We start from the raw sequence: 18066 nt of genomic DNA, 5'->3' as shown, positions 1-18066 counted from the left end.
GCCGGCGCACCAATGGCCAATGACTTTGATCTGTACGACACGGACACTCCCGCCCCTGCCGAGACCAAACCAGCTGAAAAGGAACCTGAACTCGTCTACGGCACTGCCGAAGAATTCCTTCACGAGCAGCTGCTCCCCACCTACGTCCGCAGCGTCACCGGGAAATCCGCGAAGTGGTGCATCGAGTGGTACTTCCACCCCGAAGCCGTCTCACGGGTCGCCGCACTCTGGCGGTCCTGGGAACACCTCCGGCTCGACCCTGCAACCGGGATGAGCACCTGGTGGCGCGACCACGCAGACCACCACATGCGCGTCCTACTGGACCCTCAAGGACCGTTCTACAACTGCGACATGAAGGAACACCGTGAACCCGAACACCTCGACCCAAAAAAAGCCCCGCAGGGCTGGTTCAGAGACGCCCGGACGCAGACTCGATAGAACTCCGTAAGGGGTTATCGCTAAATTTTCCCGACTCGGGAGCAACACCAATCAGGTCAAAGTCGTCCGTCAGTTGTTGCTGCTATGACGTTTAGTACCTCCACGGCAACTACTAGACCGTCATCTTCACCCGGCGTTAAGTCGTTCCCAGCGCCGTACAGCATGCCCACCAGATTCCCGGATGCTGTAATCACAGGACCCCCAGAATAGCCCTTTACAGCCGCCGGGGAGATGCTGAAAACAGGAACATCAGCACCGGAAACCCTATGCTTTCCGGCCTCCAGGGTAGGCCACGACGGATCCTTCAGATAGCCGATTACAGTGACCATTTGGTCGACGTGACAATCAGCCGGAGAGTCGGTGATCTGAAAGATCTTCTTCAGGCCAATCAAAGGGTGATCTTCGGGAATCGGCAAGAGGATTGCGTCAACGAGTACGTTGGCAATGTCGCGAGTACGAACAAATTTGAACTCTGGAAGCCTGAGGCCATCTTCCTGCACCTTGAAAAGGGGTAGCTGTCCTGCCTGATTTCCCTGAGCATCCCAGAAGATCACGTCACTGGACCAAAGCGACCAGTTGTCCAATATTTCCTCCTTCCCGGTAGCAATGTGAGCAACCGTCGCGAGGTAGGTCTGGCCGCTGATCTTCGCCAAGAAGCCAGTACCGTTCATATGTACGCCAGGGGTAGCTGTGGGTGATGTTAGAGGGATCGCCATGGTCTCGAAGGTCATCCCCTGACGCTACTAAGTGGAAAGTAAAAAACCCGCATCCATGGATACTTGCGTGAGGCTTCCTGGGCACCGCTCGTCGGCGAGGGTTCCTGCTAGTGAAGCAGGAATGCCTCCTGGCGTTCCGCTTAGCCAGGGTCTTCCGCAAAGGTTGTTTCGTCTTTGAGTCGTCCGCTGCCGTTCCGGTGACGCGATTCTAAATTCGTCGGCCAATGCCTTCTACGCGCCAATCGTCCCTTTTGGCCGGTCGGAGCGTTGTTCCAGGGTGGACATTTGCCGTCTCGGACGGGGATCAATGCGCGCCTGAACGCTGCTCTCAGCAAGTTTTCAACATCGCAGATTGAAGAGATTATCCACTTGTCTCATTATTGCGCTAAAGTAAAGCTCACAGATGCTGTCGTGGGGCTTAAATGAATTGGGGCGTTGATCGAGATGGATGATTTGCAAGCGAGCAAGTGGGCTCAGACAGCGTTCGGCGACGCGGCAGCAGACTTGGCTACTATCGTCCCAGGTGCCTTGCGTGCCGCTCATAAGGCCGCCCTCACTGCCCATATTTCTGCGGAAATGACGTCGAACGATACGTATGGCCACACTCTGAAGGTCAAGCAGTATGAGCTGTTAGTTGAGCACGTCCGTGACATAACTGGGGTAACAACCCGAAGGCCGCAAGGGATGCGGTTTGAGCTGGCCGTGGTCCCAGAAACGAACGTTGCCATTCTCCCGCTTCGTTACACGACCGATCCTAAGGAAAAGCGTGAGGACAGCCGTCTCCCGTCACCGGTTTCGGACCTCCGCAAGTCTCTGCTGGGCCTTAATTCCTCGGCCACGCCCCGGCAGCTCACCATTGAGCACGCCTTTGAAGACGATGCAACGCTGGCCGACAATCTCGAAGAACTCGAAGAAATTGACAAGCAGCTCAGGAAGTTCGGCCGCATCGTCGTCGTGGGATATGCGAGTAACCCCACCGTTGGCGTGTGGGGAATCGGCTGGGGAGACCTTGAACTGGAAGACGAAAGTACAGGCCAAATTCACTGGACGCACTGGGAATCCTTGATCGAGAGCCGTGACCTCAATCTTGTGCGGGATATCCCGCTACGCGCAGTCGAGGCCACGCCCCACACCGATGTCGCGAATCGGTTCGATTCGGGCGAGGACGATGATGACTTCGATCTGACTCCGCGGTCCCCCAGTTCTGAAGCGCCTACCAGCGAACCAGAACGGGAACCGAAATCGACAGGGGTTGAGGAAAACCAATGATGTCGCACCTCAGTGTGATCGGCCACGGCGCTTCGTCTGGCACGCAAAGTGCTGTCGAAATCGCGGCAGCATTTGATCCAGGAAGGTTGGTACAAGCCCGACGCCTGGCTGGCCTGACGAAGAGTGCAGTAGCAAAGGAAATTGGCGTCTCGGCCGTAGCCCTCGGTAATTGGGAAGCCGGCACCAACTTGCCGCGTCCAGACCACGTACAAAAGCTGTGCGACGCCCTAGACGTTCCAATTCCGTTCTTCGCTGCCGGGCGCCCCTACGCTCGACTGAGCGAATCCGACGCCCATTTCCGCAGCCTCCGTCGGACCCCCGCTCATCAGCGGGCCAAAGCCATCGCATTCACTGAACAAGTTTGGGAATTGACCTACGCGCTGGAAAAACGCGTACAGCTGCCACCAGTTCGCTTGCCCGGATTTAGCGCCGGCGAAGTCACTCCCCGGGTTAAATCCGATGAACCTGCCTATGCTGCGCGAATGCTTCGAGCCGAGTGGAACTTGGGACTGGGCAAGATTCCGCGCATGGTCAGGTTAATGGAACAACACGGCATTGTGGTAGCCCTTGCCCCCTTCGCAGGCTCCGCGACACCAACGGTAGATGCCTTTTCCACGTCGCGGTTGCCGCGTCCGGTCGTGGTGATGACACCTGACAGAGCCCAGGATGTAAACCGGCACAGGTTCACTGCAGCTCACGAGCTGGGGCACCTAATCATGCACCCTGACACCGCTCCAGGCGATCCGCAGATTGAGAAGGAGGCTGACCAGTTCGCAGCTGAACTCCTGACGCCTGCAGAGTCCATAACCCCACTATTGCCGAACCGGCTAGACCTTCATGCCTTGAATCGGCTCAGCAAGGAGTGGGGAGTCTCGATTGAGTCCCTTATATATCGTTGCCATGAGCTGGGGACAGTCTCAGAGGCAGCCTATAGACGGGCTTTCCAAAGATTGAATCAGCTGAGAAAAGTAAGTTTGTTCAACCTCGAGTCGGTTGACGGGTACCCGGGTGAGATACCGGCACTGCTCCCAAAAGCATTCGAAGTTGCACAGGCGAACGGTCTTTCGCTCACCGCCTTATCTCAAGAGCTTTCGTGCAAGCCCGCGCGGGTGCGCATGTTGTTGGGTCAAAGCGACCGTCGACCGCAACTGCGGCTGGTGTAACGGGTTCCTCAGTCTTTCAAAGACGCCACGAAAGTAGTGCCGGGACGAGTGCCGCAGGCATAAGTATCTGATGGCGGGACCACACAGACCCTCACATGCGCATCCTCCTAACCCCCAAGGACCGTTCTACAACTGCGACAGGAGCCTGCATGCCGCAGGTTAGCTCCCCGAAGTCAGGTGTGCTGTCGCGTCCAGAAAGTATTGGAGCGTCAGACGAACGGGAACGACTGCAGAGAGTCTTCCGAAAGGATGAGAGAAGGATCGGTCACGCAGCAGATGGATTCCCTGCCTCACAGGAGTCAGCGTTTGAAAGCGAACCGGGACAGCACGGCGATGAACAGTGCGTAGGTGAGAGCCGGAAGTGGATCATGTATTGCCGTCAGGAGCCAGTCGCCTAGGCTCTCGAAGCCTGCCAGGGTAAATGCTTCGACAATTCCGTCGAAGGAGCGCATTTCCCACCAGTACAAGCCTGCGAACTGGAGCAGGGGCCAGGTAAGAAACAGGCTGAGGGCTATCCGGATGGTCGCCACGGTGCCCGCACGCCGAATGAAGACGTCCTTTCCTCCTCCTTTTCTCACGAGGGCGCATTTGGCCACAGGGACGATGGCGCTTGCCGTCCCGAAACCAGTGTCGAATTCGACGTTGAGCCTGTTCCCATTTCTGCCCGTGACCACGCCCCGGGTGCCGGCGGGAAGGCCGGCACCCAGAAGGTGGTCAGTCATGGATACGGGTATCGTGTCCGTGACTTTGACCCAGTCGCCGGGCCCTGGCTGGGTCCCCCACATCACGGCCACCTCAGCCGAAGCTTGAGCTTTTCCGGATGGCGTGGCTCGGCAGGATCCAGTTTCCTGGTGTTTTCAGCGTCCACGGCGTCATTGGCCTCATCGCGCTTCCGCTCGTTTGAATTATCCACGGAGTCCGAGAGATCGCCGGTTTGTTGTTGCTGATGCTGTTCGCGTCGTTCCGCAGCCGTTCGTGGTTCCAGCATGGCGTTCGCCCCCACCGCGAGGACTACGACGGTGGTACCAATGACGAGCGTTCTTTTTACTGACATGACTTGGCCTCCTCTTGCTGTGGGTGTGCAGTGCCGCGGGTGCGAGCGGGAGTGTCGGATCTGGGGGTCACCGGATTTTCTCCAGTGATTGGCCGGTGGCGTGAGCTGCTGCCTTTGCGATTGCCAGGGCACCTTGGTCTGCGGAGTCTGCAGGGGCATGGATGACCAGTTCGTAGGGAAAGACCTTTTCCCATTCGCGTGTCACGTTCAGTCCGTCAGGGATGATGAGAGACATGCTGGACGCATTCATGCTCTTCATGGCGTCGCTGATCGGTCCTTCGTGTGCGTCGTCGATGATTGTGTCCGTGAGGACGATAAGGCTTTGCGTCCGGTTGGTCAGGGTGGTTTTACCGGCGAGGTCCAGGGCCGGTTGGACGGACGTGCCGCCTCCCACGGTTGGGCTTTCCGGCGTGATCCGTCCGGCGGCAAGGTCGGCGATGGTCGTCGTTTTCACCTTTGTCCCTGCCGACCCTGCGAAGGAGATCACCGTCAGAGCGTCGTCGGGGCGAAGATTTTCCTGCGACCAGGTCATGATGCTCTCCAGGGTTTGTCTGCGGACTTGGTCGTAGCCTTCAAAACTTCCGGATTCGTCCAGGAACAGCACCAGACTGATGGCGGCCGGGCTGCGTGGCCCGGCGAGACGGACCTCGTCGACCGTTGATGGTGGTCGGTGGGTTTCCCATATCAGGGCGCCCAGGGCGAGGATGATGGCAAGCGGCGGAATCAGGAGCCATCTGGACCAGGGTGGGGGGACAGGGGCGAGTTCCTGAAGCCGTCCCGGATTCCGCTTGTTTCGGGGAAGGCTGGTTACGGGGAGCATTGTGCCCCCTGGACGAGGATGTCGACCCGACGTTCGAGGGCAGCCAGGCTTTCGATCTGCTCCCCTGTTGCTGGGTCGATGTCCTCAGCTAGGGGCATCGTGTCCCCGACGCCCTCGATGACCAACCTGTCCTCGGGGATGCCGGCTGCCCGGAAAACGTTGGCGGCTGATTGGCCACGTAGGCGGGAGAAGCCCACGAGGTCTTCACTGCGGGAGCCTGGGACGCTGGCCGTGTGCGCCGTGATCCTCACAACGGACTCTGGGGTCCCTGCGGCCAGAGCCACGGGGACTTGGAGGACACCTTCAGCGCCGTCACGCAGCACGGGCGAGTCCTTGGCGAAGGTGAGGCCTTCGGGGATGGTGAACGTGCACCCTGCTGTTGTCCTCACGACCGTGGTGGCCGGGTAGCGCAAGGGTTCGTCGGCCGGGAGCTCGCCGGAACCGGATCGGATCGGATTGACGGGTGTCAGAGCGATGTCCTGGCAGCCGCTGGCTTTCCATTCTGCGCAGAGCGCCGAGGTGAAGGTCCGCATCCATTCGCGTGCCGCGGGTCCCAGAGATGTTGTGGTGTTGGCCAATCCGGCTTGCCGCCACTGGCCTTTGAGGTTCAGGGGGACTGTTGAGCTGATGCGGGACGCCGCGGCGGCAGGTTCGAGCCGCAGCAGGTCTTCTGTGAGGACGGCCGGCCCGGCGTTGAACTGCCCGTCACTGAGGATCCAGAGCTTGGAGTCGGCGGTGGCGAGTTCAGCTGCGATGGCAAGTGCGGAATAGATGTCGCTGCCTTCGGCTTCAGGATCCCGGCTTAGGAGCTCGGCGGCAACGCAGGCCGGCATGGCCTCCGCGACGTCCTTCACGGAGGGTCGGTCCAAGGGCCCTGGGGTGTTGAGGGCGGCGTTCTTGACCAGGATGAGTGGGGCCCTTCCTGCCCCTTCCACGCCGATAACGCTGAGCTTTCCCCCCGTGCTGCTGGCATCCCTGATGTCAGTCTCCAGCAAGGGCGGCAGGGGCTGGTCGGCCATCCCTGCCGTCCGGTCGACGACGATGATGATGTGCGTCCTGCCAGACAGTTCGTCGCCGGGGGTTGCCCAGATGTCCCGGCAGGCGTCTTTCGTGTCTTGCCGCAGGGAGGCCGACGCCGTGGTGGTCCAGAGTCCGTGCTCACTGCGTCCGGTTGGAGCCGCTGGTGCCGTCGCGGACGCATTGGCAGAGCAGCCCGTCAGTGTGGCAACGACAATCAGGATAGGGCCCATCAATTTTATTGTGTGCGAGTTCATGTCCTAGTACCTCTCAGGCTGCTTGTTCGTCGGTGGAGGGTCCTTCGTCACGTATTAAGTGGGGGCCGCCAGCGTCAGATTCCGCTGCGTGCTGCCTGCTCTTGGGTGGGGTGGCACCTGTCTTGAAGGCGTCCCACGCTGCGTTCAGCTGCACGGTGCCGGGGGCATCCAGCTCACCCCACCGGCGGAACACCCGCTCTACGCGTTCGGACACGATTCCAAAAGAAGGCAGGTAGCTGCTGGTAAGGCGGCCCCTGTCGTTTTGCTTGCCCGTCTGATCTTCCGGGCCGGCGGACGGGTTCGCCCCGGAGTGCGGATCAAGCAGGGTGATCAGGTTCTGCTCGCCAGTCGCGATGGCTGCTTCGATGACCTCGGCGTCAGTGCGCAACGCCGTGTCGCCGATGACATCGAGGACGACAGTGACGCGCTCCTCGGCGCGGTTGTAGGCGCTCCGCCAGGTGCGCAGCAGGCGGTGTTCACGTCTCAGGGTGCGGCGTTCCTTCCTGGCGAAGGCACGGTTCCAGGATTGGACCTTGCGGGCGTGAACGAAGACCGGCGCCGCGGAAATTGCCTCGAAGGTGAACACGAGCAGCGGCAATCCCGTTATGAGTATCACGATCACATCGCCGGCGTTCGCGCCGTTGGTGAAGGCGTTGGCAGTGAACCGGGCCCGGGCGAACGCGTGCAAGACGAACATCAGAACCCCGGTTACTACCGCCATCAGCCCGAAGATGACAAAGCGCCGCCCCACGCTGAGTTTGCGGTCACTTCGGACCAGCTCTTCATCGTGAGGGTCCAGCCTGCCTCTGGTGTTGACGAAAATCAGCCAGCCCAGCGCCTTGCCCCCGACAACTGTGGAGAGCAGGAGACCGCCGGTGACGATTCCTGCCCCGGCGAGAGCTACAAGCACGCCTGGGTGGGAGATATCGAAGAAGCCGACGGATGTAGGGACGTCGAAGGCCTCGCGGAGGATAGCGTAGACCATCGAAGGATCATTTAAGAAAAGGAGTGCCGCAAGGACCGCCACAGCGAAACCCGGCACCCAGGAGCTGAGATGCCCAAGCAAGGTGGAGGAACGGGCTTTCAGGGCAACCTGGGTCATCCGCGCAATGTTCTGCGGCTGGCGGAGGAAAACCTGTGTTTCCTGCACATGGCGCTGGTATCCGCTGGCGAGCTTCTCGGTCGCAACGATTCTCGCCATCGCACGCTTGGCCGGCGTGTGGGCGCTCTTCTTACCAGTTGCGATTCCCCTGATACGGAGAGCGCCAAGAGCTGGCGCAGCGGTTTGATTCGAGCGGCTGGCCTGCTGCCGGCCAATGTCTGCCGCCAACGTAGTGGCAGCAGGCTGGGTAAAGGCGCTTCCCTGACGTGCCCCGCCGCCCAACCAGCGGATGGCACGGCCGAACATTTGACCGGTTTTCTGGGGGATGCTCATACCGCCACCCTCGTTCCACTGTGCGGGCGCTCAGTGGCGAGGAGCCCGGAGAGGTGATGTTGCGTAAGGCCGTAGAACATTTTTGCCTTCTTTCCGACAAGCCTGCTGGGTGACATCAGCGTACAGCTATCAGTGCACTTAAGTGAAGGGATTTGTTAGTAACAAATACTAGACTCATAGGATTGCCACATGTAATGTCCAGTAGATAGGGTTGATGCATATTTCCGACGAGAGACTAGTGAGCACTGTGGACTTCCTGCGCGTGGCGCCCCCTCCCCCGCCGTCACCTGCGGTCCGCCGTAATGACATCACCGGAATTAAACTGGCCCGGCACGTCGCCGTACTTTTCGGCGTGGATGTACCGGAAAACCCGACGGAAACCGTGTGGGTCAGTGATTTCAACAAGGTTTCAGTGGGTGACATCGGGCGCGGCGCGCCCAAGCTCAGTGTCAAAAAGAATCAGAAGGTAGGACCGCTGCCACTGAAGGGGTGGTATCTGGTCAACCGGGCACTTGTGGCAGGACCGAGCACCGACACCGGGATCATCGGCGCTGCGCCACCCGTTCGGGTCGAGGGTGTTGACGAGGTACCTTCTGCCACGCTTAACCGATTCAAACCAGACACCAAAGCAGCGGCCCTGCTCGCCGGCGCAGACCGGCTGTTCGCCGGGCTGGAAGAGACCTTCAAGGACACTCTTCGCGTTCTGGGAACCCTCGAAGACGGGACACTGCTCGCGGACAACGTGCGCATCGGAATCTGGGCGTCCCTGTTGGCCGAGGTATACCGCAGTCAGCCCGCTTTGTTCACCGCCGCGGTACAGGCGAGGCTGACCCAGCGGGCCGCCCTCTCTCAGTGGCAGCCTCGCGTCTCCCTGACTCTGAGCACCGAAAGCGCCACCTGCGAATTCGGAGCGGAGGGGAACGACGATTACTGGGAACCCACAACTCTAGGGATTCTGGACGGCGTCATCAGAGACTACGTCCGGCCCTCTATCGGTCCTGGACTCAGCTCCCCCTCCGCCCTAACAAAAACTCGGGATGAATCCGTCGATAAGAACGTCGGGCCAGACAAAAACAGTGCACCCATCGGTGCCGAAACAGACGGATCTCCCGCTGGAAGCGACGACCCCAACCGGGACTACCTTATCGACGGGCTTGTTGACCGATGGTGTCGTCACCTCACTCAGTCCTCAGACCGTGGTCTGACATGGACTGTGCAGGAACAGAGCCGACGCAGTGTCGACATCTATCTCTCGGGTCTGACGCCCCTGTCGCGCTTCCTCACCGAAATCCAGCTTCTCTCACCGCAAATCCTCCCCTACGGCGAAGACAGCCGCGGCGAAACGAGTCAATGGCTACCGCTCGACGTCACGCTGGAGAAACACCGGCGCAGGATCCGCCCAAGGATCCCCTCGCGTGCAGAGCTGAGCCCGTTGCCGGAGAAATCCCAAAAAGCCATCATCCACACTCTTATATGCCTCCACAGGGCACTGCGAGGCGCTACCGCGTTTCGGGATAGGGGTGCACGGATGCTTCAGGAAATAAGGGATGACGAGCAACGAGTCGCGGAGCTCAGTGCCTCCCTGTGGGGGGCTGAGGCCCCTCTGTCTACGTGGTCACACCATATGAGCCTACGCAGCAGAATCGAGGCGGCACGCGATAAGGATCCTGGGTTTGTTGACGCTAACTGGGGAGAATTCATTACCAGTTACCGGAAGCTCCGATTTCTCAGGGAAAGTGAAGGCCTGACAGTCGGTGAGTGGGTCGATATCTTCATCGGTTCATCTGTGACCATTAATGCCAGGAGCCGAGACCTTGGAATCCGAGGCGGAAGTCAGGAAAAGGAAGCCAAAGCGCTTCGCGCCGAGTTACACAGTGATTGGCAAAATGCCCTTCGACTTCTGAACATTGACGTCGAAGCTACCAAGGAAACACTTCACGGAGCAGATAACCCTGCTCCGGGCCTGACACAGGTGGCGCTACTGCTTCACAACTACTTGGGAGTTGCGCTGCAGGCGCCGAGCGAACAGGAACGACTAGCAGCCATCCGCTTCGGGCGAAACGTCGTGGTGCCGACTCGACGACGTGTCGCAGAGGACAGGAAAAATGACAATGTCGTACGGCTAAGCATCCAGATCGTGCTTGGTGCTGCGGCAAAGCTTGCAGCTGAGACCTCAAACCAACGCGTCCGTCAGGAACTTCTCCTTATTTCTTCCGCCCTACTCAAAGACCTACTGGAAACCAAGCTGGTCAAAGAACTCAGAACCGGGCATAAGGCGCCCGAGGAAGCTTCCGATCTGTATGTCCTAAACGCAATTTCCAGCGCCGCTCTGACCCTCCACGAAAACGGCGAAAACAGTCCCCTCAGCCGCGATGACACACTGCGGGTTCTGGACATGGCTGCAACAGCCCTTGGCGCCATGACCGAGGGAAGGCCGAACGGACCCGAAAAGGAAACCTCGCGTTCACAGAATGTGCGCGTTTACCGTGAGCGCTGGGACAAACTGAACGGCACGGCATGACAATCCACATTATCGAAGCCCTGCGCGCCGCCTCCCGCCTTTTTAGGACCGCTACATGGACCCAGCCCCGGGACTCTAGTCTCCACCGAGACAGAGTTGCCAAGGCGGTCCTGGAAAACGACTCCGAATACCTTCATCACTTTGAGTACCCGGACATCGACCTCACAGGCTATGTCGACGCTGTCCGTTCGGTGGAAGGAATCGCGAGAGAGACCCTTCCCGACGCTCTGCTGACCCCCGTTCGTCACCATATAGAGGCGCACGTCGTGCGCGCCGTCGCCCTCGCCTCAGGGGATGATGACCAATACCAAGCAGCGGCAGTCTCCCTCGACGGGCTCCCCGGTTCGGAGCTTGTCGCCTACGCAGTGTCCGTGTTGGCTGATGACGCTCCGGCCACGGTCACTGCACATGGATGCTCCGGCGCGCAGGAACTTGCAAAGCGTTTTGAAACCGCCCTAAAAAACTACGACCTGGACCACTGGGATGTCCAAATCAGCGCCGACATGTCAGCAAGGATGAGTGTAAACGGCCCGCTTCGGCGCCTGCGAATCAGAGCGGACGCCACCTTTTCTCCGGCGGAGGCGGACAGGCTACTTACCCATGAGATCGGCGGACACGTTCTTCGGTGGGAAAACGCTGCAAGACAGCCTGAGCCCCTTGCATTGCTCACCCTGGGATCCACGGTGGCCACAGAAGAAGGCCTGGCCCTGCGAGCCGAATACGAAGCAGGTCTTCTGGATACGAAGACCCTGCGCACCTACGCGGCCAGGGTATTGGCGGTACAAATGTCGCAAACCCAAGGCCTTCTCCAAATCGCCTCTGCCCTCCACGAATACGTCGACCTGCCAGCAGCGGCGGAGATCGCTATCCGGGTCAAACGCGGTCTCCGAAATCCAAACAATCCAGGAGGCCTGACCAAAGACTGGGGTTACCTGGGCGGTCTAAGGATGATGCACCACCTGGCGTATGCAGACCCCACCGGACTGCAGCTCCTGCGCGGGATCAAATGGTCAATCCAGCATCTCCCGCTCGCCAAGCAACTTCAGGCCGAAGGTCGCCTTCAAGTGCCCGAACTCTCACCAGACCCAGACAGGCTCGGCATCATTGGGGCCACCTAGCTTCGCAAAGACTTGAGCCACGACCAGGCGACAGGGTTTCTCAGCGCAGCAAGCCCACCAAGGCGCGTGAAACCGCCTCCGGCGTTAGCGGTTCACCGGCGCGCACTGCCGGCAGCGCGCTTTCCTTCTCAAGGATCTGCCACCGCAACTGCGCAGCCCAACTACCTGATTCAAACCCCGGTTCCCACAAAAAATGTAGTGCGCCGTCCTCGCCCAGGACCCACCCCGCCACGCGCTCACCGCTTGCAGTATCCAGCGGTAGAGCAAGGGGCCACCCACTAGGACGTTGCACGTCATCAAGGCCGTCCGGCTGCACCTGAGAACCCTTAGGCATGGAGTAAGCCACCTGCCGCGCAATCCTAAGCAGTTCTTCCACAGTCCCCGCATATGACCAGCAGCCCAGATACTTATCGTTTTCATCGAAGCAAAGGTGACTGCCACCAGACTGACAGCCGCAAAAGCTCGAACAGTAAACGTCTCTGTTCCGGCAGTCACAATGCTCGCATTCCATGTGGCAAAAGTACCTGCTGGACGCCAACTCCTGCTAGACCATGAAGGCGCCCGTCCTGCAGCCCATCTACAAAGTGCGGCGTCTACTCTCGCCCAACATAGAGCTGGACGGCCCCCTCATCTCATTTGCTACTTTGCATTCCGGTTCAGAGCCGTTATCACCGAACATCTCCACCTTGATGACGTGCGCCTCGGTCAGGCCTTCATTCCACAACGGCTTCTCCAGCAATACCGGCTTGCTATAGCCATCTGCCCATGCCCGGGCGTCCGGGCCGAGGACGTCGTCTATCCACACGACCGAGTCCCAGTCAGCATCGCCTGAGCTTTCCATGCGGGCCAGCCACCGAGTCACCGATCGAAGCTTAGGTGTCGGTTCGTCATCATCGCTGCCACGTACCGTCAGTGTCACGCGCAACGGATCAACTTCCAACTGCAGCTGCGCCTCTAATCCATTCGTCAGATCCGCAGGCCAAGTGGATACCCACGCGATCCTTCCGCAGCTGGCCAGTCTCCGGACGAGAGTAGCTTTCGCATCCGAGAGCTTTAGTGTTGGGCGGTCGCCTCCTCGGTCGGGACGTGCTAGTGGGTTGAGCACGCCGTCCACGTCAAGAAGGATCACCGGATTCATGGACTGGCCCTGCTCTGAAGGTATGTCGGAGGGCACTGAGCTTCAAGTCTGAGACGGGGGTGCCACCAGGATCGGTCTCCTTGCTCGGCGAGCTGCCCCACTAGCGGGTGGGTCCGCTCTTGGCCCGATCTGAACTCACTGCTGCCCCTGCCCGGGTCTTCTTAGCCCTTGCGGCACCCTTCCCCGCTGTGACAGCTCCACTGGGGTGAGTGGCTTCGCTGCGTTCTGCGGCAACTCGTCCACGGACCTGGGACTCGTTGGCGCCGGTTCTTGCCAGTGAAGCGGCGAAGGCTTCCTGCCGTTCGGCTGAGCCATAGTCTTCTGCGGAGGTTGTCTCAGCCTTCAGGCCTTGATCCTTAAGCCGGCCGCTGTCGTTGCCGGTGACGCGGTTCTCGATTTCGCGGCCGACTCCTTCGATCCGGGCGAAGAGTTCCTTTTCAGCGCGTTCGTACCGTTGTTCCTGCGTAGACCATTTGTCTCCAGTGAAGCCGCCCTCGGCCAGGAGCTTCGCTTCGTGCATCTCCTTGGCAGCCTGGACGAAGCCGGGATCAGCGAAGTGCTTCTCGCCAGCACCGTTGATATTCGCGGTGGTCTCGGCCCGGAGCTGGTCTATGTCCGGCCCGTTAATCCCGTCCTTGCCAATCAGATACATGCGTTCCTTGATCGCGGTGTCAGCTGCTTCCAGCGCCTTAGGGGTCTTCGCATTCTGAGATCGTTCGAGGGCTTGGGCCAGTTCGGGGTTGGCCAGGTACTCGGCTGGCACCTGGTGACGCTCCATTTGCGGGGCGAGCTTGATTGCCTGGGCGCGCAGTTCTTCCGCACGGGCAGCAGCAATAAGCTGCATGGATTTCTCGTGCTCGGCTTCGCTCTTGCGTTTTTCGTCTTCGGCCTGTGCCTGGGCGTCCTGCTTGGCTTTCTCAGCCACAGCTCCCTGCACGCCGGCCTGCAGGGCGGCGGGGTCCCCGCCGAGGTCGTGGGTCTCGATACCGTACCGGTTCTGGACTTCGGTGCGGATCTTCTCAGCGGCTGCCAGCGCGATTGGGTCGTGGTTTTTCCACCCCTCAGCAACGGCGTACACCGTGGCGACGTCGGCGGGCTGGGCCTTGTCCCACCATTCGTCCTTCTGGACGGGTGACAGGACGGCCCGGGCTGCGCTGCGTTCGCCGGCCAACCTGGTCACGGCTTCACGTGCGGCCTCGGTGTCCTGCTGTTCCAGCTGACGCTGATTCTCTTGCCGGCGCCGGGCAATCGTTTCAGCGATGCGGGAGGCGATCAGCAGCGATTGACGCAGCCCGCCCTCAACAACATCTTCCATTCCATCTGCTTCACTCAAGGTGTTCCCCTTTACATCGAGATGTGGTGTTAGCGGTCAATGACAGGGCCGGCATCGCGGCCCGTGTGGGTTCGTGTTTTAGCCGGCTCCGGTGTCGTCGGAACGGCGGACCCTGGCCGGATCGGGGCCATCCCGCGTAGCCCCAGCTCGACCGGGTTCCGTGCAGCTTCAGTCGCGGCGGCCTGGGCCGGCGCACCAACAAGTTCAGGCTTGGGCATCGTCGCGGCGAAGGGCTTGAGTTGATCCGCCACCACGGCGCGGAGCCGTTCGGCTTCCCTGCTCCTACCGGACTGACGGTGCATCTCGTAGAGAGCGAAAGCCATGTTGGCCAGCTGCACCATCAGCGCCGCCTGCGCAGCTGTCTTGTTCTTACTCGACGCGGCCATGAACAACATCGCGGTGCCGGCGATGGAGGGCAGGGCCACCGGCTTGCTGTACTGCCGGGGGTTCCGCAACTGCGCGGTGCGGGCCAGTTCCGCCGAGGTCGCCGCCAGAGGTCCGGGGGTGGGCTCGAGCCGGTGGGACCAGGCAGCGAACGCGCCGGAAACCTCACGGGCAGCTTTCGCCCAAGTCGCGTGATCATCCATCGGAATGTTCCGCAGCTGAGCCGCCAGGTCGCTGGCGTTGCGGGTGTATTCCACCCAGACCTGCGGGCCCGGGGTCGCATGCTCAGGACCGGTGCGGGAGACGGTGCGCTTGTTCCGTGCTGCGGCGTTCCACTCCGCTGCGGCCTCGGTCGCCAGGTGCGGTGAGTCCATCCATTCCTCACGCAGGGCACCGAGTTTAAGATCGGACGCGAGCGTGCCACCACCGAACCAGATCGGACGCTCACCGCGTGCCGGCCTTTCAGCAACGGAATAACCAACGACGACGTCGGTGGTGTTCTTCGCATACCGGGGCCGCAGGAGCATCCCGGCCTCACGGGAGCGGCGGACGAACTCGGCTTCGGTCGCTGAGGAACTGGCACAGGCACGGACTTTCCGGGACAGCGAGGACCGGTGCATTTCCCGTTCGTCCCGGACGGCGGTGGCCTTCTCCGCCTGGTCATAACCGCGGGTCGCGTGAATGGTGGAGAGCTGTTCCAGCCCGTACTTGACCTCCAGCTCACGGCACGTTTCCTGAGCCCTCTTGTAGTCCCCATGGGTGGAGGCTTTGGTTCCGTCCTCACGGACCAGAGACACGGCCAGGTGGATGTGGTGGTTCCCATTCTCACTCGTCCCGTGGTTGACCGCGGCCCACCGGCAGCGCGCCTTTCCGCTGGCCTCAGTGAAGCCCATGGAGTCCACGAAGTCATTGGCAATATCGGCCCATTGCTGGTCGGTCAATGCGCCCTCTTCGGCCCGCAGGCTCAGCGAGCAGTGCCACACACTGGCGTCCTTGTACCCGGCGTGGACACGCTGCTTCTTCGCAGCGTCCCACTCGAAGTTCTTAATCTGCACAGACACGTCGTAGGCCTTGCGGGGCCGGTCAAGATGCTTGGCGATAGCCAACGCATCCTCACGGTCCAGGGTGCCGTTGTCGTACCACGCCATCAGCGCCGCATCCCCGGCCACCAGGTGCGGATCAGTGTGGGCGTTCTTCGTCTTATCGGCATCGGTCGAGGCCAGGTAAACCATGAGCCCGCCCATGCGCGAGCCGCGGGTGATGTTCGGAATCATTGGCTACATCAACCCGTCAATGGCCTGGTCGATCCGCATGGCCACGGACCGCAGATGCTTCAACGCTTCACCGGTCTCAGCCGGGATCTCTCCGGTGGCGTTTGCATGCCGGGCGATCTGGTTGATGTTGTTCGACGAACGGGCCAAAAGGTTATGCAGCTGCATCAGTTCGGCCATGACGGCACGGCGTTCAGTCGGGGAATCATTCTGCGCCGACAGTGCTGCTGAAAGCAGCAGGTTCGGGACCGTCACCTTCTCCCGCTCAGCCCGGGCAACCAGAGCCGCTTCCTCCTCCACCGTGACCCACAGGTCGCGGCGCTTCTTCGACCCCGCCGGGGTGTTCTCCCGACGCCGGCGGAACAAATTGGTGCGGTGAGAACTCTCCTCATCTGACATTCCAATTCCTCCCCTCAAAGGCCCAGCGAAGCGACCCCGAACCGGGGACCACACTCACCAGTGTGCCGTACTCGACCGCCAGTGTCGAGGACGACAAGCCATTTACACCCGTGTAAATGTATAGCTTGCTCCGCACGGCTGTCTTTGGTGGTTTTCGCACCTCTGGTGCGGCACGCCGAAAAACCTCCCCTCCCGTGTCGGCGGTGGTCGGTAGAGTCGGGGTATGGACATCAACGACATTGCCGCGAAAGCGGCTGCCAAAATCGACGCTGCCCGGGACGCCAAGGTCGCTGCGGTAAAGAACGCTGCTGCCAGCGGCGTCGAACTGCAGGAAGCCGCACAGCTGCTTGCAGCAGCCGAACAGAAGTACGCAAAGGATTACCAGTCAGCCCTCCGCGCAACCTGGACCGAGACAGACCTCAAAGGGTTCGGCCTCGACGCCCCGACAAAGAAAGCCGGCGGCCGTCCGCGCGGCACCAAAACCTCACGCCAAACGAACAGCACAGATTCCACTTCCAGCCAGAACGAAGCTTCCGCCGGGGTCGCCTCCACGCATCAGTGACCCCTCGCCCACAGCGGCACGGCAAAAGCTAAAACCTTCGGGCTTTTCCCGCACCCCTGTGGACGACGGGACCCACCTGACCGGTTGCACACAGACACCGGGTTCACCAAGAGTGGGCACCTCACCACCAGGTACCGGCGTCTGTGCACAACCTGCACCCACCGGTGGTCACCACCGGGCAAGTTCCCCATGGACCACGCCATACGGGGCCGGCCCCCCACGGTGACGGGCCGGGATCTTTCAAGCGGGGACGCCAGACCATTAGTTGGCACGAGCTGCCATCGCCATCACAGCACAACGCAAGAACCGTGGAGACCAACCTGGGGGGAAAGTGTCCGTAAGGACCAAGAGCAACGTCAAAGCCGGACGGACCATTGCCCGGATCACTGATGCTTCATCCGTCATTGTCGGTCTTCTCATTCTTATTCTCTGCCTAAGCAGCCTGGGCCAAATTGCAACACTTGCAGCTATGTCACTGCCAGGCATGGACTACAGCAAGAATGAGTTCACACCTAAAATCGCCAACGTCGTTATCGCACTCCGAGCAGGTCCCATGGTCCTGTTCGCGCTGAACACTGTACGATCCACGGATGCCTCAGCAAGACAGCACCGGCACCTGGCGTGGCGCGGGGTGATCCTGCAAGTCCGCAGGACGCTAAGGCACCTCGGATTTCGGCTGTACACAGCTAGACAATGGCGGGGAATGCTCCTTCTTGGCATCGTCGTCGCTGCCACCTTCCTAGCTCTGAACTACGTCATGGTGACAAAGGTAGAACTCCCCTCGGGGTGGATTCCCAGAGGTCCCGATCCACGAGTAACTCCCACGGACAACGCCAGCACGGCAATGGTGTTCCTCAGTAGGCTTCTGTCCGCTCCCCTGACCGAAGAAATTCTGTTCCGCGGCCCACTCATCGTCGGCATGTGGGTACTGCATATTGCGGTAGCACGCCACAAGATCACCGCGCGGACCAGGAACGTCTTAGTACTAGTCCTGGCCTGCCTGACCTCAGTACTGCTGTTCGCCCTGGCGCACAGCGCCACGGGCGTCTACAACGTCCTGTCAGCCGGGGTCTTTGGAGTGGCCGCCGCGACTATGACGATCCGCACCAAGAGCCTCGTTCCCGGAATCATCTCCCACGCTTTATACAACGCTACCGGCAGCCTCATCTAG

17 protein-coding genes are annotated in these 18066 nt (G+C 60.6%); 7 read left to right on the top strand and 10 right to left on the bottom strand.

From position 1 onward, the window contains the following. The first annotated feature begins 12 nt into the window (after positions 1 to 12). Positions 13 to 438, top strand: a complete 426-nt coding sequence (locus tag ACRB8A_RS20205) for a DUF4913 domain-containing protein (protein WP_432246239.1) — start codon at positions 13 to 15, stop codon at positions 436 to 438. A 56-nt stretch (positions 439 to 494) separates the two neighbouring features. Here ACRB8A_RS20205 and ACRB8A_RS20200 read toward each other — a convergent pair whose 3' ends face one another. Further along, a complete protein-coding gene (locus tag ACRB8A_RS20200; RefSeq protein WP_432246238.1) occupies positions 495 to 1169 on the bottom strand; it encodes a S1 family peptidase in 675 nt (224 codons plus the stop codon). A gap of 420 nt (positions 1170 to 1589) precedes the next feature. Here ACRB8A_RS20200 and ACRB8A_RS20195 point away from each other — a divergent pair, with 420 nt between their 5' ends. Continuing rightward, the gene (locus tag ACRB8A_RS20195) at positions 1590 to 2423 is read left to right on the top strand and encodes a hypothetical protein (protein WP_432246237.1); all 834 of its coding nucleotides are present in this window, start codon (positions 1590 to 1592) and stop codon (positions 2421 to 2423) included. Beyond that, the gene (locus ACRB8A_RS20190; protein WP_432246236.1) at positions 2420 to 3586 is read left to right on the top strand and encodes an XRE family transcriptional regulator; all 1167 of its coding nucleotides are present in this window, start codon (positions 2420 to 2422) and stop codon (positions 3584 to 3586) included. The genes ACRB8A_RS20195 and ACRB8A_RS20190 overlap by 4 nt, the downstream gene beginning before the upstream one ends. A 299-nt stretch (positions 3587 to 3885) precedes the next feature. Here ACRB8A_RS20190 and ACRB8A_RS20185 read toward each other — a convergent pair whose 3' ends face one another. The 5 genes from ACRB8A_RS20185 to ACRB8A_RS20165 form a co-directional block, all read right to left on the bottom strand. Next, positions 3886 to 4308, bottom strand: a complete 423-nt coding sequence (locus tag ACRB8A_RS20185) for a hypothetical protein (protein WP_432246235.1) — start codon at positions 4306 to 4308, stop codon at positions 3886 to 3888. Between the two features lie 62 nt (positions 4309 to 4370). Then, positions 4371 to 4640: a hypothetical protein gene (locus ACRB8A_RS20180; RefSeq protein WP_432246234.1), complete on the bottom strand. Its 270-nt coding sequence runs from the start codon at positions 4638 to 4640 to the stop codon at positions 4371 to 4373. Between the two features lie 67 nt (positions 4641 to 4707). After that, entirely contained in the window at positions 4708 to 5460 is a 753-nt protein-coding gene (locus tag ACRB8A_RS20175; protein ID WP_432246233.1) for a VWA domain-containing protein, read from the bottom strand. Further along, on the bottom strand, positions 5448 to 6710 hold the full coding sequence (locus ACRB8A_RS20170) for a hypothetical protein (protein WP_432246232.1): 1263 nt from the start codon (positions 6708 to 6710) through the stop codon (positions 5448 to 5450). The genes ACRB8A_RS20175 and ACRB8A_RS20170 overlap by 13 nt, the downstream gene beginning before the upstream one ends. Positions 6711 to 6747: 37 nt before the next feature. Beyond that, positions 6748 to 8169: a hypothetical protein gene (locus tag ACRB8A_RS20165; protein ID WP_432246231.1), complete on the bottom strand. Its 1422-nt coding sequence runs from the start codon at positions 8167 to 8169 to the stop codon at positions 6748 to 6750. A gap of 214 nt (positions 8170 to 8383) precedes the next feature. Here ACRB8A_RS20165 and ACRB8A_RS20160 point away from each other — a divergent pair, with 214 nt between their 5' ends. Continuing rightward, positions 8384 to 10690, top strand: a complete 2307-nt coding sequence (locus ACRB8A_RS20160) for a hypothetical protein (protein ID WP_432246230.1) — start codon at positions 8384 to 8386, stop codon at positions 10688 to 10690. After that, positions 10687 to 11808 carry a tyrosine/phenylalanine carboxypeptidase domain-containing protein gene (locus ACRB8A_RS20155; RefSeq protein WP_432246229.1) on the top strand — a complete coding sequence of 374 codons (1122 nt, stop codon included), beginning with the start codon at positions 10687 to 10689 and terminating at the stop codon, positions 11806 to 11808. The genes ACRB8A_RS20160 and ACRB8A_RS20155 overlap by 4 nt, the downstream gene beginning before the upstream one ends. A 577-nt stretch (positions 11809 to 12385) precedes the next feature. Here the strand turns inward: ACRB8A_RS20155 and ACRB8A_RS20150 are convergent. The 4 genes from ACRB8A_RS20150 to ACRB8A_RS20135 form a co-directional block, all read right to left on the bottom strand. Then, a complete protein-coding gene (locus ACRB8A_RS20150) occupies positions 12386 to 12946 on the bottom strand; it encodes an HAD domain-containing protein (protein ID WP_432246228.1) in 561 nt (186 codons plus the stop codon). Positions 12947 to 13046: 100 nt separating this feature from the next. After that, on the bottom strand, positions 13047 to 14279 hold the full coding sequence (locus tag ACRB8A_RS20145; RefSeq protein ID WP_432246227.1) for a hypothetical protein: 1233 nt from the start codon (positions 14277 to 14279) through the stop codon (positions 13047 to 13049). Between the two features lie 29 nt (positions 14280 to 14308). Further along, complete coding sequence (locus ACRB8A_RS20140; protein WP_432246226.1) at positions 14309 to 15937, bottom strand: relaxase/mobilization nuclease domain-containing protein; 1629 nt, start codon at positions 15935 to 15937, stop codon at positions 14309 to 14311. Positions 15938 to 15940: 3 nt separating this feature from the next. Next, positions 15941 to 16333, bottom strand: coding sequence for a plasmid mobilization protein (locus ACRB8A_RS20135; RefSeq protein ID WP_432246225.1), 393 nt, complete (start codon positions 16331 to 16333; stop codon positions 15941 to 15943). 223 nt (positions 16334 to 16556) lie between these two features. Between ACRB8A_RS20135 and ACRB8A_RS20130 the strand changes: the two genes are divergently transcribed. Together ACRB8A_RS20130 and ACRB8A_RS20125 are read left to right on the top strand one after the other, a co-directional pair. Then, complete coding sequence (locus tag ACRB8A_RS20130; RefSeq protein WP_432246224.1) at positions 16557 to 16895, top strand: hypothetical protein; 339 nt, start codon at positions 16557 to 16559, stop codon at positions 16893 to 16895. A gap of 844 nt (positions 16896 to 17739) precedes the next feature. Next, a complete protein-coding gene (locus tag ACRB8A_RS20125; RefSeq protein ID WP_432246223.1) occupies positions 17740 to 18066 on the top strand; it encodes a CPBP family intramembrane glutamic endopeptidase in 327 nt (108 codons plus the stop codon).

Source organism: Arthrobacter sp. G.S.26 (assembly GCF_050847375.1).
Classification (GTDB): domain Bacteria; phylum Actinomycetota; class Actinomycetes; order Actinomycetales; family Micrococcaceae; genus Arthrobacter.
This window is presented reverse-complemented; position numbering and strand designations above follow the sequence as displayed.